Genomic DNA, 17,638 nt, shown 5'->3' on the forward strand with positions numbered 1-17,638 from the left:
ATCGCTTTGTCCGGATTTCGGGCAACAGCACCTTCTCGATGTTGTCAAACCGAGACCCTTTAAGTGTGGTTTACAGCCCGGCGTTCCTTAATAGTTGGCTCCATTGAGCTCGGGTCAATGGGTCGTCGCACTGTGGGGAGTGCGGACTCACGAGCACACTCGGGGCACTGAAAACGATCGCCGTCAGGGGTGTCGGTGGATCTCTCCAGTGCCCTTCTTGAAGTCAAAAGTGGACTCATGAGGAGGAAACCCATGCGCGGTGCCAAGAGCGCCAAGTGGGTCGCGGGAGCGGCAATCATCGCCCTGGCCGCGACTGCCTGTGGTGGCGGCAACGACGACAGCAGCGACTCGGCCTCGAAGGAGAAGGGCAAGCCTGCGGGCTACGTCTCCGTCGACGTCGGTGAGCCGCAGAAGCCGCTGATCCCGGCCGACACGAACGAGCAGCTCGGCAGCTACGTCATCCAGTCGCTGTTCACCCAGCTCCTGGAGTTCGACGGCGAGGGCAAGATCGTCTACACGAACGCGGAGTCCGTGAAGTCGGACGACAACAAGACCTGGACGGTCAAGCTCAAGCCCGGCTGGAAGTTCCACGACGGCACCCCGGTGACCGCTGAGTCCTACGTCAAGGCGTGGAACTGGTACGCCAACATCAAGAACAACCAGCAGAACGCCTTCTGGTTCGAGGACATCAAGGGCTACGCGGACGTCCACCCGGAGAAGGGTGACCCCAAGTCGCAGGAGATGTCCGGTCTGAAGGCGGTCGACGACACCACCTTCACGATCGAGCTCGACAAGCCGGTCCCGTACTTCGAGTACAAGCTCGGCTACTACACCTTCGCCCCGCTGCCCGAGGTCTTCTACAAGGACACCAAGGCGTTCGGTCAGGCGCCGGTCGGCAACGGTCCCTACATCTTCGAGAAGTGGGACCACAAGAAGCTCATCCGCGTCAAGGCCAACCCTGACTACCAGGGTCCGAACAAGGCCAAGAACAAGGGCATCCTGTTCAAGAACTACGCGACCGTCGAGGCCGCGTACCAGGACCTGGTCTCGGGCAACCTGGACATGATCCGCCAGGTCGGTCCGAAGGACCTCCCGAAGTACAAGTCGGACCTCGGCGAGCGCGTCGTCGACGAGCCGTACGCGGCCGTCCAGTCGCTGGTCCCGACCTTCTACTCGAAGACCTTCAAGGACATCGACCCGAAGGTCATCCAGGGTCTGTCGATGGGCATCGACCGCGCCACGATCACCAAGACGGTGCTCAACGGCACGCGTGAGCCCGCCACCAGCTTCACGCCTCCGGGCGTCGCCGGTAACCAGCACCTGGACACCGACGTGTTCAAGTTCGACCCGGCCAAGGCGAAGCAGCTCATCAAGGAAGGCGGCGGCGTTCCGGAGAACAAGCTCTGGATCCAGTACAACGCCGACGGCGGGCACAAGGAGTGGGTGACCGCTGTCTGCGAGTCGATCCGCAACTCGACCGGGGTCGACTGTGTCCCGGACGCCAAGCCGGACTTCCAGACCGACCTGGAAGCGCGTGACAACGACCAGGTCAAGTCGATGTACCGTGGTGGCTGGGTCGCCGACTACCCGCTGAACGTCAACTTCATGCGGGAGCTGTACGGCACCACCGCCGAGGCGAACAACGGCCGGTTCTCCGACAAGGAGGTCGACGCCGAGTTCAAGAAGGGCGACAACGCGGCTTCCCTGGAAGAGTCGATCAAGCTCTACCAGGAGGCCGAGAAGCTCGTCCTCCAGAAGATGCCGGCGATCCCGCTCTGGAACTACAAGATCAACGGTGGCTACTCCAAGTCCGTCGACAACGTCGCGATCGACTTCCGCGGTGACTACGTCATGACCGACGTGACCGTGAAGTAACCACGCCTGAGGGCCCCACTCGGCCATCAGCCGCCCACACAGGCAGTAGGTCCCGGGGGCCGCGCTCCGCTATCCGGAGCGCGGTCCCTGGGCTGCATTACCCCTAATCGGAGGCAAACATGGGGCGTTACGTCGCGCGGCGACTGCTCCAGATGATCCCGGTCTTTCTCGGGTCGACCGCGCTGGTCTTCGCCATGATGTATCTGCTGCCCGGAGACCCCGTGCGCGCACTCGCTGGCGAACAGACCGTCGACCCCGCGCAGATCGCGGCAATGAAGAAGAACCTCGGTCTCGATCTGCCGTTCTGGCACCAGTACTGGAACTACCTCGTAGGCCTTTTCCAGGGAGACTTCGGCACGCAGATCGCCAGTGGGCGACCGGTGGCCGACATCATCTCGGAATCGTTCCCGATCACGATCCGGCTGGCCCTGTTTGCCTTCCTGTTCACGGTCTTCGTCGGTATCTCCATGGGCGTCTTCGCCGGCCTGAAGGCCGACACCCTGCGCGACCGCGGACTGCTCATCCTGACGCTGCTGCTCATCTCGGTGCCCTCCTTCGTGCTGGGCTTCCTCGGGCAGTACCTCTTCGCCTTCCAGCTCGGCTGGGTGGAGCCCAACGTCAGTCTGGAGGCCAGTTCGAGCGAGCTGATCCTGCCGGCTGTCGTGCTCGGGTCCCTGTCGCTCGCCTACGTGGCGCGGCTGACCCGTACGTCGGTGGCGGAGAACCTCCGCTCGGACTACATGCGCACCGCCGTGGCCAAGGGCCTGCCCCGCCGCCGCATCATCGGTGTCCACCTGATGCGCAACTCGATGATCCCCGTGGTCACCTTCCTGGGTACCGACCTCGGTGCCCTGCTCGGCGGCGCCGTCGTGACCGAGGGCATCTTCAACGTCAAGGGTGTCGGCTCCGCCGTCTTCGACGCGCTCCGGCACCGTGAGGGTGCCACGGTCGTCGGCATCGTGACGCTGATCGTCCTCGTGTACCTCGCCGCCAGCCTGATTGTCGACCTGCTCTACGCGGTCCTGGACCCGAGGATCCGGTATGCCTGAGACGCTCAAGGAAAACTCCGCGGACGCCTCCGCCCCGATCGCCGCCGTGCCGGCTCCCGCCGTCGAGGTCGGCAAGGCCCGCAGCCTGTGGTCGGACGCCTGGCACGACCTGCGGCGCAGCCCGCTGTTCGTCGTCTCGGCGATCCTGATCGTCTTCCTGCTGACGATGGCGGTGTTCCCCGGCCTCTTCACCGGCGCCGACCCGCGCTACGCGGACCTGGCCCACCACTACCTGCAGAAGCCCAAGTGGGGGAACTTCTTCCAGGAGGACTGGTTCGGGTACGACATCCAGGGACGCTCGATCTACGCGCGTGTCATCTACGGTGCCCGCGCCTCGATCACCGTCGCCGTCGTCGTCACGGCCCTCGTGACGATCCTCGGCACCGTGGTCGGCATGCTCGCCGGTTACTTCGGCGGCTGGATCGACACGATCCTGTCCCGGGTCACCGACATCTTCTTCGGCGTGCCGTTCATCCTCGGCGCGATGGTCGTCCTGACCTCGTTCGAGGAGCGTCACATCTGGGTCGTCATCCTGGCCCTGGCCTTCCTCGGCTGGACCCAGATCGCCCGTGTCGCACGCGGTTCCGTCCTGACGATCAAGCAGGCCGACTACGTGATGGCGGCCAAGGCGCTCGGCGCCTCGACCAGCCGCATCCTGCTCCGGCACATCCTGCCCAACGCGATCGCCCCGGTGATCGTCGTCGCGACCATCGCGCTCGGCGGCTACATCTCGGCGGAGGCCACCCTGTCCTTCCTGGGCATCGGCCTCGCCGAGCCGACCGTGTCGTGGGGTGTCGACATCTCCTCCGGCCAGGAGCAGCTGCGCAACGCCGCGTTCGTGCTGATCATCCCGTCGGTCATGGTGTCCATCACCGTCCTGGCGTTCATCATGCTCGGCGATGCGGTACGCAACGCCCTCGACCCCAAGCTGCGCTGAGGGAGGCGTACATGACCATCATCGACAAGACGGCGGATGTTCCCGCTCCGCGGGGTTCCGACGACGCGAGCGGCCCGCTGCTCGAGGTCCGCGACCTCCACGTGGAGTTCCACACCCGCGACGGCGTGGCCAAGGCCGTCAACGGAGTCAACTACAGCGTCAGCGCGGGCGAGACCCTCGCCGTGCTCGGCGAGTCCGGTTCCGGCAAGTCCGTGACCGCGCAGGCGATCATGGGCATCCTGGACATGCCCCCGGGGCGCATCCCCAAGGGCGAGATCTTCTTCCGCGGCCAGGACATGCTCAAGATGGGCAACGAGGAGCGCCGGCAGATCCGCGGCCAGAAGATCGCGATGATCTTCCAGGACGCGCTCTCCTCGCTGAACCCGGTCCTCTCTGTGGGCTACCAGCTCGCCGAGATGTTCCGCGTGCACCAGGGCCTCTCCAAGAAGGACGCCAAGGCCAAGGCCATCGCGCTGATGGACCGGGTGCGCATCCCGGCGGCCAAGGAGCGGGTCAACGACTACCCGCACCAGTTCTCCGGCGGTATGCGCCAGCGCATCATGATCGCGATGGCGCTCGCCCTGGAGCCGGACCTGATCATCGCGGACGAGCCCACCACCGCCCTCGACGTGACCGTCCAGGCACAGGTCATGGACCTGCTCGCGGAGCTCCAGCGCGACTTCAACATGGGTCTGATCCTGATCACGCACGACCTCGGTGTGGTCGCCGACGTCGCCGACAAGATCGCCGTGATGTACGCGGGCCGGATCGTCGAGACCGCTCCGGTCCACGAGATCTACAAGCGCCCCGCGCACCCGTACACCAAGGGTCTGCTGGAGTCGATCCCGCGCCTGGACCAGAAGGGCCAGGAGCTCTACGCGATCAAGGGCCTGCCGCCCAACCTGCTGCACGTGCCGTCCGGCTGCGCCTTCAACCCGCGCTGCACGATGGCGCAGGACATCTGCCGTACGGACATCCCGGCGCTGCGCCCGGTGACCGAGCAGGACGGCACCGAGCTGGTCGGCCGCGGCAGCGCCTGCCACTTCTGGAAGGAGACGATCCATGGCTGAGCTCGACAAGAAGTCCGTGGACGCCACCCCGAACGTCACCGAAGTGGCGACGGTCAACGCGGCCACCGAGACGGAGTCCGTGGCCGCCCTCGACGCCCCGGTGTCGCAGGGGGAGCCGATCCTCCAGGTGCGCAACCTGGTCAAGCACTTCCCGCTGACCCAGGGAATCCTGTTCAAGAAGCAGGTCGGCGCGGTCAAGGCCGTGGACGGGATCTCGTTCGACCTCTACCAGGGCGAGACCCTCGGCATCGTCGGTGAGTCCGGCTGCGGCAAGTCCACGGTCGCCAAGCTCCTGATGACCCTGGAGCGGGCCACCGCGGGGGAGGTCTTCTACAAGGGCCAGGACATCACCAAGCTGTCCGGCCGCGCGCTGAAGGCCGTGCGCCGCAACATCCAGATGGTGTTCCAGGACCCGTACACCTCGCTCAACCCGCGCATGACGGTCGGCGACATCATCGGGGAGACCTTCGAGATCCACCCCGAGGTGGCCCCGAAGGGCGAGCGGCGCCGCAAGGTGCAGGACCTGCTCGACGTCGTCGGCCTGAACCCGGAGTACATCAACCGGTACCCGCACCAGTTCTCGGGCGGCCAGCGCCAGCGCATCGGGATCGCCCGGGGCCTCGCGCTCAACCCGGAGATCATCATCTGCGACGAGCCGGTCTCCGCGCTCGACGTGTCGGTGCAGGCGCAGGTCATCAACCTGATGGAGAAGCTCCAGGACGAGTTCAACCTCTCCTACCTCTTCATCGCGCACGACCTGTCGATCGTCCGGCACATCTCCGACCGGGTCGGCGTCATGTACCTCGGCAAGATGGCCGAGATCGGTACGGACACGCAGATCTACGACCACCCGACGCACCCCTACACCCAGGCGCTGCTGTCGGCGGTCCCGGTCCCGGACCCGAGCGCCCGTGAGGGACGCGAGCGGATCATCCTCTCCGGCGACGTCCCGTCGCCGGCAAACCCGCCGTCGGGCTGCCGCTTCCGCACCCGGTGCTGGAAGGCCCAGGACAAGTGCGCCACCGAGGTGCCGCTGCTGGCGATCCCCGAGCGCTTCAAGGCGTCGGAGACCCCGGCCGCGCACGAGTCGGCCTGCCACTTCGCCGAGGAGAAGGACGTCGTGCACGCGGCGTAGCACCTGTTCGGTCCAACGAGGACGCCCGGCCCCCGCGAGGGGGCCGGGCGTCCTCGCGTTCCGGCGGCCCCGTACGGCGGAAGAAGACATGCGACGCAGTGTCATATGAGGTGATATGAGGCATTAAGCCACTCAAGGGAACCCTAGGAGGCACTCCATGCGCGGAGCCACACAGGCCAGGTGGGCCGCATGCGCCGTCGCCGTCGCCCTGACGGCCACGGCCTGCGGCGGCGGGGACAGCGGTGGAGGCAGTGGCGCCGACGGGATCGTGAGCTCGTCCTGGGGGGACCCGCAGAACCCGCTGGAGCCCGCCAACACCAACGAGGTGCAGGGTGGCAAGGTCCTCGACATGGTCTTCCGCGGGCTCGTGCGCTACGACCCGAAGACGGGCGAGGCCCAGAACGAGATCGCCGAGAAGATCGAGTCGACGGACTCGCAGAACTTCACGGTCACGATCAAGGACAACTGGACCTTCAGCAACGGCGAGAAGATCACCGCCAAGTCGTTCGTGGACGCCTGGAACTACGGCGCCGCCCTCAAGAACAACCAGAAGAACGCGTACTTCTTCCAGTACATCGACGGTTACGACAAGGTCCACCCCGAGTCGGGCTCGGCGAGCGCCGACACCCTCTCGGGCCTCAAGGTCGTCAACGGCACGACCTTCACGGTCAAGCTGTCGCAGAAGTTCTCCCTCTGGCCCGACACCCTCGGCTACGCCGCCTTCGTGCCGCTGCCCAAGGTCTTCTACACCGACCACGACTCCTGGCTCTCCAAGCCGGTCGGCAACGGCCCGTACACCATCGACGACTACGCCAAGGGGTCGTCGATGAACCTGCGGAGGTGGGACGACTACCCCGGTGCGGACAAGGCGCAGAACGGCGGCATCGACCTCAAGGTCTACACCGACAACAACACCGCCTACACGGACCTGACGGCGGGCAACCTCGACCTGGTCGACGACGTGCCCGCCTCGCAGCTCAAGAACGTCGCGGCGGACCTGGGCGACCGGTACATCAACACACCCGCCGGCATCATCCAGACCCTCGCCTTCCCGTTCTACGAGAAGGCGTGGGACACCCCCGATGCGATCAAGGTCCGCCAGGGCCTGTCGATGGCGATCAACCGTGACCAGATCACCGACCAGATCTTCCAGAAGACGCGCACCCCGGCCTCCGACTGGACCTCACCGGTCCTCGGCGAGGAGGGCGGTTTCAAGAAGGGCCTCTGCGGCCCCGCCTGTGAGTACGACAAGGCGGAGGCCAAGAAGCTGATCGAGGAGGGCGGCGGCATCCCCGGCGGCCAGCTCAAGATCTCGTACAACGCCGACACCGGCTCCCACAAGGAGTGGGTCGACGCGGTCTGCAACAGCATCAACAACGTCATGGGGAACAACAAGGCGTGCGTCGGCGGGCCCGTCGGCACCTTCGCCGACTTCCGCAGCCAGGTCTCCACCCAGAAGCTGACCGGTGCCTGGCGCGCGGGCTGGCAGATGGACTACCCGCTGATCCAGAACTTCCTCCAGCCGCTCTACTACACCAACGCCCCGTCCAACGACGGCAAGTGGAGCGACGAGAAGTTCGACGACCTGGTCGACAAGGCCAACGCGGAGAGCGACAAGGCGAAGGCCGTCAGCACCTTCCAGGACGCGGAGAAGGTCCTCGTCGAGCAGATGCCCGTCATCCCGCTCTGGTACCAGAACGGCAGCGCCGGCTACTCGGACCGGGTGGAGAACGTCTCGCTGAACCCCTTCAGCGTCCCGGTGTACGACCAGATCAAGGTCAAGTGACCCGCTGAAGCCGGGTGGCCGGCGCGGTACGCCGCGCCGGCCACCCGGCATTCCGGTCCTCCGCCCGTTCGCCTGAGAGGTGGTCCCGCCGGCCGTGCCGGAAGGACACCCCTAGACCCCCGGAGCCCTCATGGGACGTTATGTGATCCGGCGGCTGCTGCAGATGATCCCCGTCTTCTTCGGCACCACGCTGCTGATCTTCCTCATGGTGAACGTGATGGGCGACCCCATCGCGGGCCTCTGCGGCGACCGCCAGTGCGACCCCGCGACCGCCGCCCAGCTGCGCACCGAGTTCGGCCTCGACAAGCCCGTGTGGCAGCAGTACCTGACCTACATGGGCAACATCTTCACCGGTGACTTCGGCACGGCCTTCAACGGCCAGAAGGTCACCGAGCTGATGGCCACCGCCTTCCCCATCACCATCCGGCTCACCGTCGTCGCGATCGTCTTCGAGATCGTCATCGGCATCAGCCTCGGCGTCGTCACCGGCCTGCGCCGCGGGCGGCCCGTCGACACCGTGGTGCTCATCCTGACCCTGGTCGTCATCGCCGTACCGACGTTCGTCACCGGCCTGCTGCTCCAGCTCCTCCTCGGCGTGGAGTGGGGCATCATCAAGCCCTCCGTCTCCTCGGAGGCCCCCGTCGACGAACTCATCGTGCCCGGACTCGTGCTGGCCTCCGTCTCCCTGGCCTACGTCACCCGGCTCACCCGGACCTCGATCGCGGAGAACGCCCGAGCCGACTACGTCCGCACCGCCGTGGCCAAGGGCCTTCCCCGGCGCAGGGTGGTCGTGCGCCACCTGCTGCGGAACTCCCTCATCCCCGTCGTCACCTTCATCGGCACGGACGTGGGGGCCCTGATGGGCGGGGCGATCGTCACCGAGCGCATCTTCAACATCCACGGGGTCGGCTACCAGCTCTACCAGGGCATCCTGCGCCAGAACTCCCAGACGGTCGTCGGCTTCGTCACCGTCCTCGTCCTCGTCTTCCTGGCCGCGAACCTGATCGTCGACCTCCTGTACGCCGTACTCGACCCGAGGATCCGCTATGCCTGAGCAGAAGCCGTGGGACGACGCGACGGGCAGCGGGGCCATCTCGGGGGCCGGTGCCGGCGGTGCGATGGACCTCGCGATGGACGAGGGCACCACCCTGGAGAAGACGCCCGGCGGCCCCGAGGGCACCGGGCCCGCCGGCAAACCGCGCAGCCTCTGGTCCGACGCCTGGCGCGACCTGCGCCGCAACCCGGTCTTCATCATCTCCGGCCTGGTCATCCTGTTCCTGGTGATCATCTCGATCTGGCCGTCCCTGATCGCGGACCAGGACCCGCTCGACTGCGACCTCGCCAAGGCCCAGGAGGGATCCCAGCCGGGCCATCCCTTCGGCTTCGACGGGCAGGGCTGCGACGTCTACACGCGCACCGTCTACGGCGCGCGGACCTCCGTCGCCGTCGGTGTCCTGTCCACGCTCGGCGTCTCACTGCTCGGCGGCGTCCTCGGCGGCCTCGCCGGCTTCTTCGGGGGCAAGTGGGACGCCGTGCTGTCGCGCATCACGGACGTCTTCTTCGGCATCCCGGTGGTCCTCGGCGGGCTGGTCTTCCTGTCGGTCGTCACCAGCTCCACCATCTGGCCCGTCATCGGCTTCATCGTGCTGCTGGGCTGGCCCCAGATCGCACGCATCGCGCGCGGCTCCGTCATCACCGCCAAACAGAACGACTACGTCCAGGCCGCCAGGGCGCTGGGAGCCTCCAACCCGCGGATGATGCTGCGCCACATCATGCCCAACGCCATCGCACCGGTGATCGTCGTCGCCACCATCGCCCTGGGGACGTACATCTCGCTGGAGGCGACCCTCTCGTACCTGGGCGTCGGCCTGAAGCCGCCGGCCGTCTCCTGGGGCATCGACATCTCCGCCGCCTCCCAGTACGTCCGCAACGCGCCGCACATGCTGCTGTGGCCCGCGGGGGCGCTGGCCGTCACCGTGCTCGCCTTCATCATGCTCGGCGACGCCGTGCGCGACGCCCTCGACCCCAAGCTGCGCTGAGGAGCCCGCTGCCATGCTGCTCGAAGTACGCGATCTGCACGTGGAGTTCCACACCCGGGACGGCGTTGCCAAGGCCGTCAACGGGGTCAACTACTCGGTGGCCGAGGGCGAGACGCTCGCCGTGCTCGGCGAATCCGGCTCCGGCAAGTCCGTCACGGCCCAGGCGATCATGGGAATCCTGGACATGCCGCCGGGAAGGATCAGCGGGGGCGAGATCCTCTTCAAGGACCAGGACCTGCTGAAGCTGAAGCCCGAGGCGCGCCGCCGGATCAGGGGCCAGGAGATGGCCATGATCTTCCAGGACGCGCTGTCCTCGCTGAACCCCGTGCTGAGCGTCGGCGAACAGCTCGGCGAGATGTACGTCGTGCACCGCGGGATGTCCCGGGGGGACGCCAAGGCCAAGGCCATCGAGCTGATGGACCGGGTGCGCATCCCGGCCGCCCGGGAGCGCGTCGGCAACTTCCCCCACCAGTTCTCCGGCGGCATGCGCCAGCGCATCATGATCGCGATGGCGCTCGCCCTGGAGCCGGACCTGATCATCGCGGACGAGCCCACCACCGCCCTCGACGTGACCGTCCAGGCCCAGGTGATGGAGCTGCTCGCGGAGCTGCAGCGCGAGCTCAACATGGGGCTCATCCTCATCACCCACGACCTCGGCGTGGTCGCCGACGTCGCCGACAAGATCGCCGTGATGTACGCCGGCCGGATCGTCGAGACCTCGCCGGTCCACGACATCTACAAGGCGCCCGCCCACCCGTACACCAAGGGGCTTCTGCGCTCGATCCCGAGACTGGACCAGAAGGGCCAGGAGCTGTACGCGATCAAGGGGCTGCCGCCCAACCTGCTGCACATCCCGCCCGGCTGCGCCTTCCACCCGCGCTGCCCGATGGCCCAGGCCGTGTGCCGTACGGACGTGCCCCCGCTCTACACCGTGGACGAGGAGCGCCGGAGCGCCTGCCACTTCTGGAAGGAGACGCTCGATGCACGCGGATGAAGCGGGACGCGGGAACGGCTCAGGAGGCTCCACGCTCCTCTCCGAGGCGCGCGAGGCAGGCGTGTCACGCCCGTACGCCGAGGGCGACCCCATCCTGGAGGTGCGCGGACTGGTCAAGCACTACCCGCTGACCCGGGGCATCCTCTTCAAGAAGCAGATCGGCGCCGTCAAGGCCGTCGACGGCGTGGACTTCGACCTGGCCGCGGGGGAGACCCTCGGGATCGTGGGGGAGTCCGGCTGCGGCAAGTCGACCGTCGCCAAGATGCTGGTGCACCTCGAGCCGCCGACCGGGGGCGTGATCCGCTACAAGGGCGAGGACGTCACCAAGCTGTCCGGCCGTGCGCTGAAGGCCGTGCGCCGCAACATCCAGATGGTGTTCCAGGACCCGTACACCTCGCTCAACCCGCGCATGACGGTCGGCGACATCATCGGGGAGCCCTACGAGATCCACCCCGAGGTGGCGCCCAAGGGGAGCCGGCGGCAGAAGGTGCAGGACCTGCTCGACGTCGTCGGTCTGAACCCGGAGTACATCAACCGCTATCCGCACCAGTTCTCGGGCGGTCAGCGCCAGCGCATCGGGATCGCCCGGGGCCTCGCGCTCAACCCCGAGATCATCGTCGCCGACGAGCCGGTCTCCGCGCTCGACGTGTCGGTGCAGGCCCAGGTGGTCAACCTGCTGGACCGGCTGCAGGCCGAATTCGACCTGGCCTTCCTGTTCATCGCGCACGACCTGTCGATCGTCCGGCACATCTCCGACCGGGTCGGCGTCATGTACCTCGGCCGGATCGTGGAGATCGGCACGGACGAGCAGATCTACGACCACCCCACGCACCCCTACACCCAGGCGCTGCTGTCGGCCGTCCCGGTCCCCGACCCGACCGCCCGCGAGCACCGGGAGCGGATCATCCTGCACGGCGACGTGCCCTCCCCGGCGAACATCCCGTCCGGCTGCCGCTTCCGTACCCGCTGCTGGAAGGCGCAGGAGCGATGCGAACTCGAGGTGCCGCTGCTGGCGGTACCGGCCGTCTTCCGCGATTCGGGCACTCCCGCCCGGCACGACTCGGCGTGCCACTTCGCCGAGGAGAAGCAGGTGGTGCCCCGGGAGGCGCCCGGCTCCCCGGACGTTCCGCCACCGGCCCCCGGGGGTCCCGGTCCGGATTCCCAGGAGCAGGATCCCGGGTGACAAAGAATGATAAATGAGCCTCATGTTCGTTAACACAGAGGCAACTTGACCGTCGCCGTACCGATATACGGACGTCCCACCATAGAGAGCGTACGGCCGTGCGGGTGCCGTGAACCGGCCGGGGCGTTCATCACGTCGCCCCGGCCGGTTACCTGTGTCCACCCCTTCCCACAGGTCCCCTTGTCCATCGGCGGACCGCGGTGGAGTATCGCTGGGGTGATACTCACACGGGGAGCCAGAATCACCGGAGCGGTGCTGTCGGCCGTGCTCGCTGCCATGGTCCTGGGCTGGATCGTGCGGGACGTCCGCGCGGCCGGTGAGCCGCAGGACCTGCTGCGCTACTGGGCCGGTTACACGGGCGCCCGGCCCGAGGGGCAGCCCGCCACCCTCCAGGCCGACGCCGTGCTCCTCGTGGCCTACGTCTGCGCCTTCCTCGCCGCGCTGCGCTCCTCCGTCGCCGCGTCCACGCTGGTCGCCACAGGAGTCGTCACCTTCGCTCTCCGCCTGCCCGGTGTCTGGATCATCGGCGCGTCCTGGACGGACGGGAGGTACGGCGACGAGCTGCGCACCCGGGCGCTCATCGGGACCTTCGTCGCGCTGGGCGCCGGCCTCGCGCTGATCGTCACCGGAGCGGCCGGACGCAGGCAGCCGGCCGACTCCTACGAACCACTTCCCACCAGACCGGGCCGAGGGGCCGGGGTCACCGCGTTCCTGGTGTTCGGCGTGTCGGGGGCCGTCCTGATCGCCTGGGAGATCCGGCAGTTCTTCACCCTGCCCTCCGAGCTCTATCCGGACTGGTACATCGGCGGACGGGTCATCCTGACGGGGCTGACCGCCGCCCCGCCCGGCTGGAGCAGCGCGGCACTCGCGGTGATCTGCCTGGTGGTGGCGTGGACCGGGCTCTTCCGCGCCGTGCACGCGCGGCCGCTCGGCATGATCGCCGCCGGCCTCCTCCTGGTCGCGGGCGCCTGCGGGATCGCCCGGGCCTTCCACCACGGGATGGTGGACCACTTCGGGGACCTGGGGGCCGAGGAGCAGCTCACGGTGCTCACCTCGGTCCTCTTCGCCCTCGCGGGCGCCACGGGCCTGCTGGTCCTGGCCCGCAGGGGCTTCGAGGACGCGGACGGCCGGGACCAGGGGTACGCCGGATACGGCTACCCGCAGACCGGTGCGCAGGGGTACGGCTATCCGCAGTCCGGCGGTCCCGGTCACGGCTATCCGCAGACCGGTGCGCAGGGGTACGGCTATCCGCAGTCCGGCGGTCCCGGTCACGGCTATCCGCAACAGGGCGGCCCCGGCTACGGATACCCGCCGGGCGGCGGCGCCGGGTCCCCTCCGCCGCCCTCGTCGCCGCCGCCCGGCTGGTGACCGCTACGCCGTGGGCAGCCCCAGGGACCGCTTGAGGAAGTCCACCTGGAGCAGGAGCAGATTCTCGGCGACCTGCTCCTGCGGAGTCATGTGCGTCACTCCGCTCAGCGGCAGCACCTCGTGCGGGCGTCCGGCGGACAGGAGCGCGGAGGAGAGCCGCAGCGCGTGGGCGACCACCACGTTGTCGTCGGCCAGGCCGTGGACGATCATCATCGGCCGCACCCCCTCGGCCGGCCCGGAGAGTCCCGCGTCGGTCACCAGGGAGTTGCGGGCGTACACCTCGGGCCGGGTCGCCGGGTCGCCGAGGTAGCGCTCGGTGTAGTGGGTGTCGTAGAGCCGCCAGTCCGTCACCGGTGCGCCGACGACCGCCGCGTGGAAGACGTCGGGGCGCCGCAGGACGGCGAGCGCCGAGAGGTAGCCGCCGAAGGACCAGCCGCGCATCGCCACCTTCGAGAGGTCCAGCGGGAAGCGCCCGGCCAGGGAGTGCAGGGCCTCGACCTGGTCGTCGAGGGTGAGGGCGAGGTCGTCCCTCACCGCCTTCTCCCAGCCGGGCGAACGGCCCGGTGCGCCCCGGCCGTCCGCGACGACCACGGCGAATCCGTGGTCCGCGAACCACTGGGACGTGAGATGCGGATTGTGCGCGGCGACCACCCGGCGGCCGTGCGGGCCGCCGTAGGGATCCATCAGGACCGGAAGAGGACCGTCTGATTCCTTGTAGCCGGTGGGGAGCAGCACGGCGCACGGGATCCGCCGTGCGCCCCCCTCCGTCAGTGTCACCCTCGCGGTGAGGACCGGCTCCTGGGCGAGACTGGCCACCGAGGCGATCCGCTTGCCGTCCCGCAGCACCTGTACGGCCGTCCCGGGGTGCTCCGGGGACGCCGACACCAGTACCGTCACCCCGCCCCCTCGCACGGCGGAGTGGACCCCCGCCCCCTCGCTGACACGCTCCACACCCAGCTCGTTCACCCGGTACACGTGGCTCTGCCCCGTCTCGGGGTCCGCGGCGTCCTCACCCGCGGTGGCCTGCACCAGGATGTCCGACTCCCCGATGTCCAGCACCGCCTGGACGTGCAGCCGGGCGCCCGTCAGCGGCCGGTCGCCGACCGAGAGGACCCGCGCGCCCCCCTCGTCCACGACGCGGACCAGCCGCCCGTCCGGCGCCCATGCGGGTACCCCGGCGAAAAGATCAAGCCATACATCGTCCTCGTCCACATGCACGGTGCGGGTCGATCCGCTCTCCGTGTCGACGGCCAGATGCAGCTGGCTGCGCTGGTCGCGGGCCTGCACCAGAAGCAGCGGGGCGCCGTGCGAGGACCAGTGCACCCGCGCGAGGTAGGGGAAGCGGGCCCGGTCCCAGACGATCTCCGTGCGGGTGCCGTCCAGGCCCATCACGAAGAGCCGCACCTCGGCGTTGGCCGTCCCCGCCGCCGGATAGCCGACCTCGGCGGGCTTGCTCCCGGGATGCGCCGGATCGGCGATCCACCACCGCTGTACGGCGCTGTCGTCGGCCCGCGCGACCAGCAGGCGGTCCGATTCCGGCGACCACCAGAAACCGCGGTAACGGCCCATCTCCTCGGCCGCGACGAACTCCGCCAGGCCGTAGGAGGTGTGGGCGTCCTCCGGTTCGGCGACCGGCCGGTCGCCGTCGCCCTCCGCCCCCACGACGCGCAGCGCGCCCCGTGCCACGTAGGCGATGTGCCGGCCGTCGGGGGAGGGGCGCGGGTCGATCACCGGGCCGGGCACCGGCAGGGCGCGCGCCGTGCCCGCCCTCAACTCGGCCACGTACGCCTTGCCGGAGAGAGCGAAGGCGGCCAACTCGGCGGCGTCGTCCACCGCGTAGCCCACGATGCCGGCGGAGCCCTCCCTCGTCCGCTCACGGCGTGCCCGCTCCTGGGGTGACAGCTTCTCCGCCGAACCGCCCAGCAGGACTTCGGGGTCCGCGGCGATCCGCTCCTCGCCCGTCACCGTGTCCAGGACCAGGAGCCGGTTCACCCGGTCGGTGCCGGACGTCGACCGGAGGAAGAGCACCCGCGTCCCATCCGGTGAGACGGAGAAGGCCCGAGGTGCGCCGAGAGTGAACCGCTGGGTCCTGGCGTGCTGGCGGGGAAAAGAGAGCTTCTGCGAGGTCATGGCACCGAACCTAGTCCGCGGGGCCCGGTTCGTGCGCCCCTCGTGCTGCTGTGCCCCGATCAATGCGTCGGCACGGATAGTTATGATCCGTAGCGCTCGGTGGGTATGAACCTGCTGGCTCCATGTGTGCTGCCCGTCCCGACCGTACTGATGGAGGTGAACCGCCGTGGCACTCTCGATTTCGGCGGTGGTGCTGCTGGCGATCGTCGTCTTCCTGCTGATCCGGAAATCCGGACTGAAGGGCGGACACGCGGTGGTCTGCATGTTGCTCGGGTTCTACCTCGCGAGCTCGTCGATCGCACCGACGATCTCGGAGGTGACGTCGAACGTGGCAGGCATGATCGGGGGGATCAAGTTCTGACAGGGGGCCGCCGGGTGCCCCGGTGACCGTGGGGCGTTCGGCCGGTGGGGCCGCCTGCTCGTAGGGTGGCCCCATGAAGGACCTTCCCGCCCGCCGTCTGCTCCTGGTGCACGCGCACCCCGACGACGAGTCGATCAACAACGGCGCGACCATGGCCAGGTACGCCGCCGAGGGCGCCCACGTCGCCCTGGTGACGTGCACCCTCGGCGAGGAGGGCGAGGTCATCCCGCCGGCCCTCGGACACCTCGCGGCGGACCGTGAGGGCGGCCTGGGCGACCACCGCGTCGGCGAACTCGCCGCGGCGATGCGGGAGCTCGGGGTCACCGACCACCGGTTCCTGGGTGGCCCTGGCCGCTACCGCGACTCCGGGATGATGGGCACCGAGCAGAACCACCGGCCCGGTGCCTTCTGGGACGCCGACCTCGACGACGCGGCCGGTCACCTCGTCCCGGTGATCCGCTCCCTGCGCCCCCAGGTCATGATCACGTACGACCCCGACGGCGGTTACGGCCACCCCGACCACATCCAGGCGCACCGTGTCGCGATGCGCGCGGCCGACCTGGCCGCCGATCCCGCGCACGACGACGGCGCCGGAGCCCCGCACACGGTCGCCAAGATCTACTGGAACCGGGTTCCCCGTCCGGTGGCCGAGGAGGCGTTCGCGAGGCTGCGGGACGCCGCCCCCGCCGCCTTCCCGGAGATCGCCGCGATCGACGACGTGCCCGGGGTCGTGGACGAGACGGAGATCACGGCCGAGATCGACGGATCGGCCCACGCGGCGGCGAAGACCGCCGCCATGCGGGCGCACGCCACCCAGATCGCCGTCGAGGGGCCGTTCTTCGCTCTTTCGAACGACCTGGGACAGCCCGTCTTCACCACCGAGTACTACCAGTTGGCCCGGGGCGCTTCCGGCGGCGGCGACGGGGGCCTGGAGCACGACCTCTTCGCGGGCCTGCCGGACGCGGCCCCGGCACCGGGAGCACAGGCATGAGCAGCAGGCAGAGGCCGCGTGCCTCCTCGGAGTCCCCGCGCACCAACGCCCCGCCCCGGAGTGCCGGGCTCGCGGCGCCCCCGAACCCCCGGCGGATCCCGCTCTACACGGGTCTCGCGGTGCTGGGCGCGGCCGTCGGGCTGGCCGGGACCCTGGTCCAGGCGGCCCTGTTCCCGGGCGGGTTGCTGCTCGCCCTCGCCGCGTCGGCGGGCCTGTTCTACGGCGGCCGGGTGCTGACCGGGACACAGCTCGGCGCGCTGGTACCGGCGGTGGGCTGGTTCATCGCCGTCATCGTCCTCCTCGGCGGCCGGCCGGAGGGTGACTACGTCTTCGGCCAGGAGGTCGGCCTGGCCCTCTTCATGCTCGGAGGGATGGCCGTCGCTGTGATGTGTGCCACGATGTCGCGGCTGCCCTATCCGGCCAACGACACCGGCCGACCTGGCGCGTGATGTGGTATGTCCGCTCCCGGATTGCCCCTCCGCGCAAGGGTGGGTGCATCCTTGTTTCCCCCCGGCGCGGAGAGTCGTACGGTGGCGGCCAGTATGGTGGTGCGCGCGCCGAGCCGTCCCCTGGCCTGCGGCATGGGGGAAGTACGGGCGGCGGAGCCAATCGGGAGAACCTGCTTTGAGTCGTGAAACTGACAGTTCGTCCTCCGGGCCCCAGGGGCGCGGCGGAGCCGCGTACCCATCGGGTACGCCGCCGTACGGATCACGCCAGTAT

Annotated in this window: 15 protein-coding genes; 14 read left to right on the forward strand and 1 reads right to left on the reverse strand. The window is 68.7% G+C overall.

Annotated features, from left to right (window positions below):
• Positions 1–252 precede the first annotated feature (252 nt).
• The 11 genes from ACIRJR_RS08480 (at position 253) to ACIRJR_RS08530 (ending at position 13,436) form a co-directional block, all read left to right on the forward strand.
• The gene (locus tag ACIRJR_RS08480) at positions 253–1,875 is read left to right on the forward strand and encodes an ABC transporter substrate-binding protein (protein ID WP_403775752.1); all 1,623 of its coding nucleotides are present in this window, start codon (positions 253–255) and stop codon (positions 1,873–1,875) included.
• A gap of 119 nt (positions 1,876–1,994) precedes the next feature.
• On the forward strand, positions 1,995–2,924 hold the full coding sequence (locus ACIRJR_RS08485; RefSeq protein WP_403775755.1) for an ABC transporter permease: 930 nt from the start codon (positions 1,995–1,997) through the stop codon (positions 2,922–2,924).
• Positions 2,917–3,861, forward strand: coding sequence for an ABC transporter permease (locus tag ACIRJR_RS08490; protein WP_403775758.1), 945 nt, complete (start codon positions 2,917–2,919; stop codon positions 3,859–3,861). The genes ACIRJR_RS08485 and ACIRJR_RS08490 overlap by 8 nt, the downstream gene beginning before the upstream one ends.
• A gap of 11 nt (positions 3,862–3,872) precedes the next feature.
• Positions 3,873–4,931 carry an ABC transporter ATP-binding protein gene (locus ACIRJR_RS08495; protein WP_403775761.1) on the forward strand — a complete coding sequence of 353 codons (1,059 nt, stop codon included), beginning with the start codon at positions 3,873–3,875 and terminating at the stop codon, positions 4,929–4,931.
• Positions 4,924–6,066 (forward strand): ABC transporter ATP-binding protein, encoded by a 1,143-nt coding sequence (locus ACIRJR_RS08500; protein ID WP_403775765.1) that lies wholly within the window; start codon positions 4,924–4,926, stop codon positions 6,064–6,066. Before ACIRJR_RS08495 ends, ACIRJR_RS08500 begins: the two co-directional genes overlap by 8 nt.
• Positions 6,067–6,223: 157 nt before the next feature.
• Complete coding sequence (locus ACIRJR_RS08505; RefSeq protein ID WP_403775768.1) at positions 6,224–7,852, forward strand: ABC transporter substrate-binding protein; 1,629 nt, start codon at positions 6,224–6,226, stop codon at positions 7,850–7,852.
• Between the two features lie 130 nt (positions 7,853–7,982).
• A complete protein-coding gene (locus tag ACIRJR_RS08510; RefSeq protein WP_203182282.1) occupies positions 7,983–8,906 on the forward strand; it encodes an ABC transporter permease in 924 nt (307 codons plus the stop codon).
• On the forward strand, positions 8,899–9,891 hold the full coding sequence (locus ACIRJR_RS08515) for an ABC transporter permease (protein ID WP_403775772.1): 993 nt from the start codon (positions 8,899–8,901) through the stop codon (positions 9,889–9,891). Before ACIRJR_RS08510 ends, ACIRJR_RS08515 begins: the two co-directional genes overlap by 8 nt.
• A gap of 13 nt (positions 9,892–9,904) precedes the next feature.
• Positions 9,905–10,885 carry an ABC transporter ATP-binding protein gene (locus tag ACIRJR_RS08520; protein ID WP_403775775.1) on the forward strand — a complete coding sequence of 327 codons (981 nt, stop codon included), beginning with the start codon at positions 9,905–9,907 and terminating at the stop codon, positions 10,883–10,885.
• A complete protein-coding gene (locus tag ACIRJR_RS08525) occupies positions 10,872–12,068 on the forward strand; it encodes an ABC transporter ATP-binding protein (RefSeq protein WP_403775778.1) in 1,197 nt (398 codons plus the stop codon). Before ACIRJR_RS08520 ends, ACIRJR_RS08525 begins: the two co-directional genes overlap by 14 nt.
• A gap of 216 nt (positions 12,069–12,284) precedes the next feature.
• On the forward strand, positions 12,285–13,436 hold the full coding sequence (locus ACIRJR_RS08530) for a hypothetical protein (RefSeq protein WP_403775781.1): 1,152 nt from the start codon (positions 12,285–12,287) through the stop codon (positions 13,434–13,436).
• Between the two features lie 3 nt (positions 13,437–13,439).
• On the opposite strand, the gene ACIRJR_RS08535 is transcribed toward ACIRJR_RS08530, so the two are convergent.
• Positions 13,440–15,566, reverse strand: a complete 2,127-nt coding sequence (locus ACIRJR_RS08535; protein ID WP_403775784.1) for a prolyl oligopeptidase family serine peptidase — start codon at positions 15,564–15,566, stop codon at positions 13,440–13,442.
• 166 nt (positions 15,567–15,732) lie between these two features.
• Between ACIRJR_RS08535 and ACIRJR_RS08540 the strand changes: the two genes are divergently transcribed.
• The 3 genes from ACIRJR_RS08540 to ACIRJR_RS08550 all read left to right on the forward strand — a co-directional run bounded on the left by ACIRJR_RS08540 (position 15,733) and on the right by ACIRJR_RS08550 (position 17,367).
• Positions 15,733–15,927 carry a hypothetical protein gene (locus ACIRJR_RS08540; protein ID WP_014154257.1) on the forward strand — a complete coding sequence of 65 codons (195 nt, stop codon included), beginning with the start codon at positions 15,733–15,735 and terminating at the stop codon, positions 15,925–15,927.
• A 73-nt stretch (positions 15,928–16,000) separates the two neighbouring features.
• Positions 16,001–16,918 (forward strand): N-acetyl-1-D-myo-inositol-2-amino-2-deoxy-alpha-D-glucopyranoside deacetylase, encoded by a 918-nt coding sequence (gene mshB, locus ACIRJR_RS08545; protein WP_403775787.1) that lies wholly within the window; start codon positions 16,001–16,003, stop codon positions 16,916–16,918.
• Positions 16,915–17,367 carry a DUF6113 family protein gene (locus ACIRJR_RS08550; RefSeq protein ID WP_403775790.1) on the forward strand — a complete coding sequence of 151 codons (453 nt, stop codon included), beginning with the start codon at positions 16,915–16,917 and terminating at the stop codon, positions 17,365–17,367. Before mshB ends, ACIRJR_RS08550 begins: the two co-directional genes overlap by 4 nt.
• Positions 17,368–17,638 lie beyond the last annotated feature (271 nt).

It is taken from the genome of Streptomyces sp. NPDC102402 (assembly GCF_044765765.1).
In the GTDB taxonomy this organism is placed as follows: Bacteria; Actinomycetota; Actinomycetes; order Streptomycetales; family Streptomycetaceae; genus Streptomyces.

Excerpts from the sequence above, each read along its gene's own strand:
- mshB (WP_403775787.1), top strand. The coding sequence starts at position 16,001 with ATGAAGGACCTTCCCGCCCGCCGTCTGCTCCTGGTGCACGCGCACCCC.
- ACIRJR_RS08490 (WP_403775758.1), top strand. The coding sequence starts at position 2,917 with ATGCCTGAGACGCTCAAGGAAAACTCCGCGGACGCCTCCGCCCCGATC.
- ACIRJR_RS08525 (WP_403775778.1), top strand. The coding sequence starts at position 10,872 with ATGCACGCGGATGAAGCGGGACGCGGGAACGGCTCAGGAGGCTCCACG.
- ACIRJR_RS08485 (WP_403775755.1), top strand. The coding sequence starts at position 1,995 with ATGGGGCGTTACGTCGCGCGGCGACTGCTCCAGATGATCCCGGTCTTT.
- ACIRJR_RS08500 (WP_403775765.1), top strand. The coding sequence starts at position 4,924 with ATGGCTGAGCTCGACAAGAAGTCCGTGGACGCCACCCCGAACGTCACC.
- ACIRJR_RS08520 (WP_403775775.1), top strand. The coding sequence starts at position 9,905 with ATGCTGCTCGAAGTACGCGATCTGCACGTGGAGTTCCACACCCGGGAC.
- ACIRJR_RS08550 (WP_403775790.1), top strand. The coding sequence starts at position 16,915 with ATGAGCAGCAGGCAGAGGCCGCGTGCCTCCTCGGAGTCCCCGCGCACC.
- ACIRJR_RS08480 (WP_403775752.1), top strand. The coding sequence starts at position 253 with ATGCGCGGTGCCAAGAGCGCCAAGTGGGTCGCGGGAGCGGCAATCATC.
- ACIRJR_RS08505 (WP_403775768.1), top strand. The coding sequence starts at position 6,224 with ATGCGCGGAGCCACACAGGCCAGGTGGGCCGCATGCGCCGTCGCCGTC.
- ACIRJR_RS08535 (WP_403775784.1), bottom strand. The coding sequence starts at position 15,566 with ATGACCTCGCAGAAGCTCTCTTTTCCCCGCCAGCACGCCAGGACCCAG.
- ACIRJR_RS08495 (WP_403775761.1), top strand. The coding sequence starts at position 3,873 with ATGACCATCATCGACAAGACGGCGGATGTTCCCGCTCCGCGGGGTTCC.
- ACIRJR_RS08515 (WP_403775772.1), top strand. The coding sequence starts at position 8,899 with ATGCCTGAGCAGAAGCCGTGGGACGACGCGACGGGCAGCGGGGCCATC.
- ACIRJR_RS08510 (WP_203182282.1), top strand. The coding sequence starts at position 7,983 with ATGGGACGTTATGTGATCCGGCGGCTGCTGCAGATGATCCCCGTCTTC.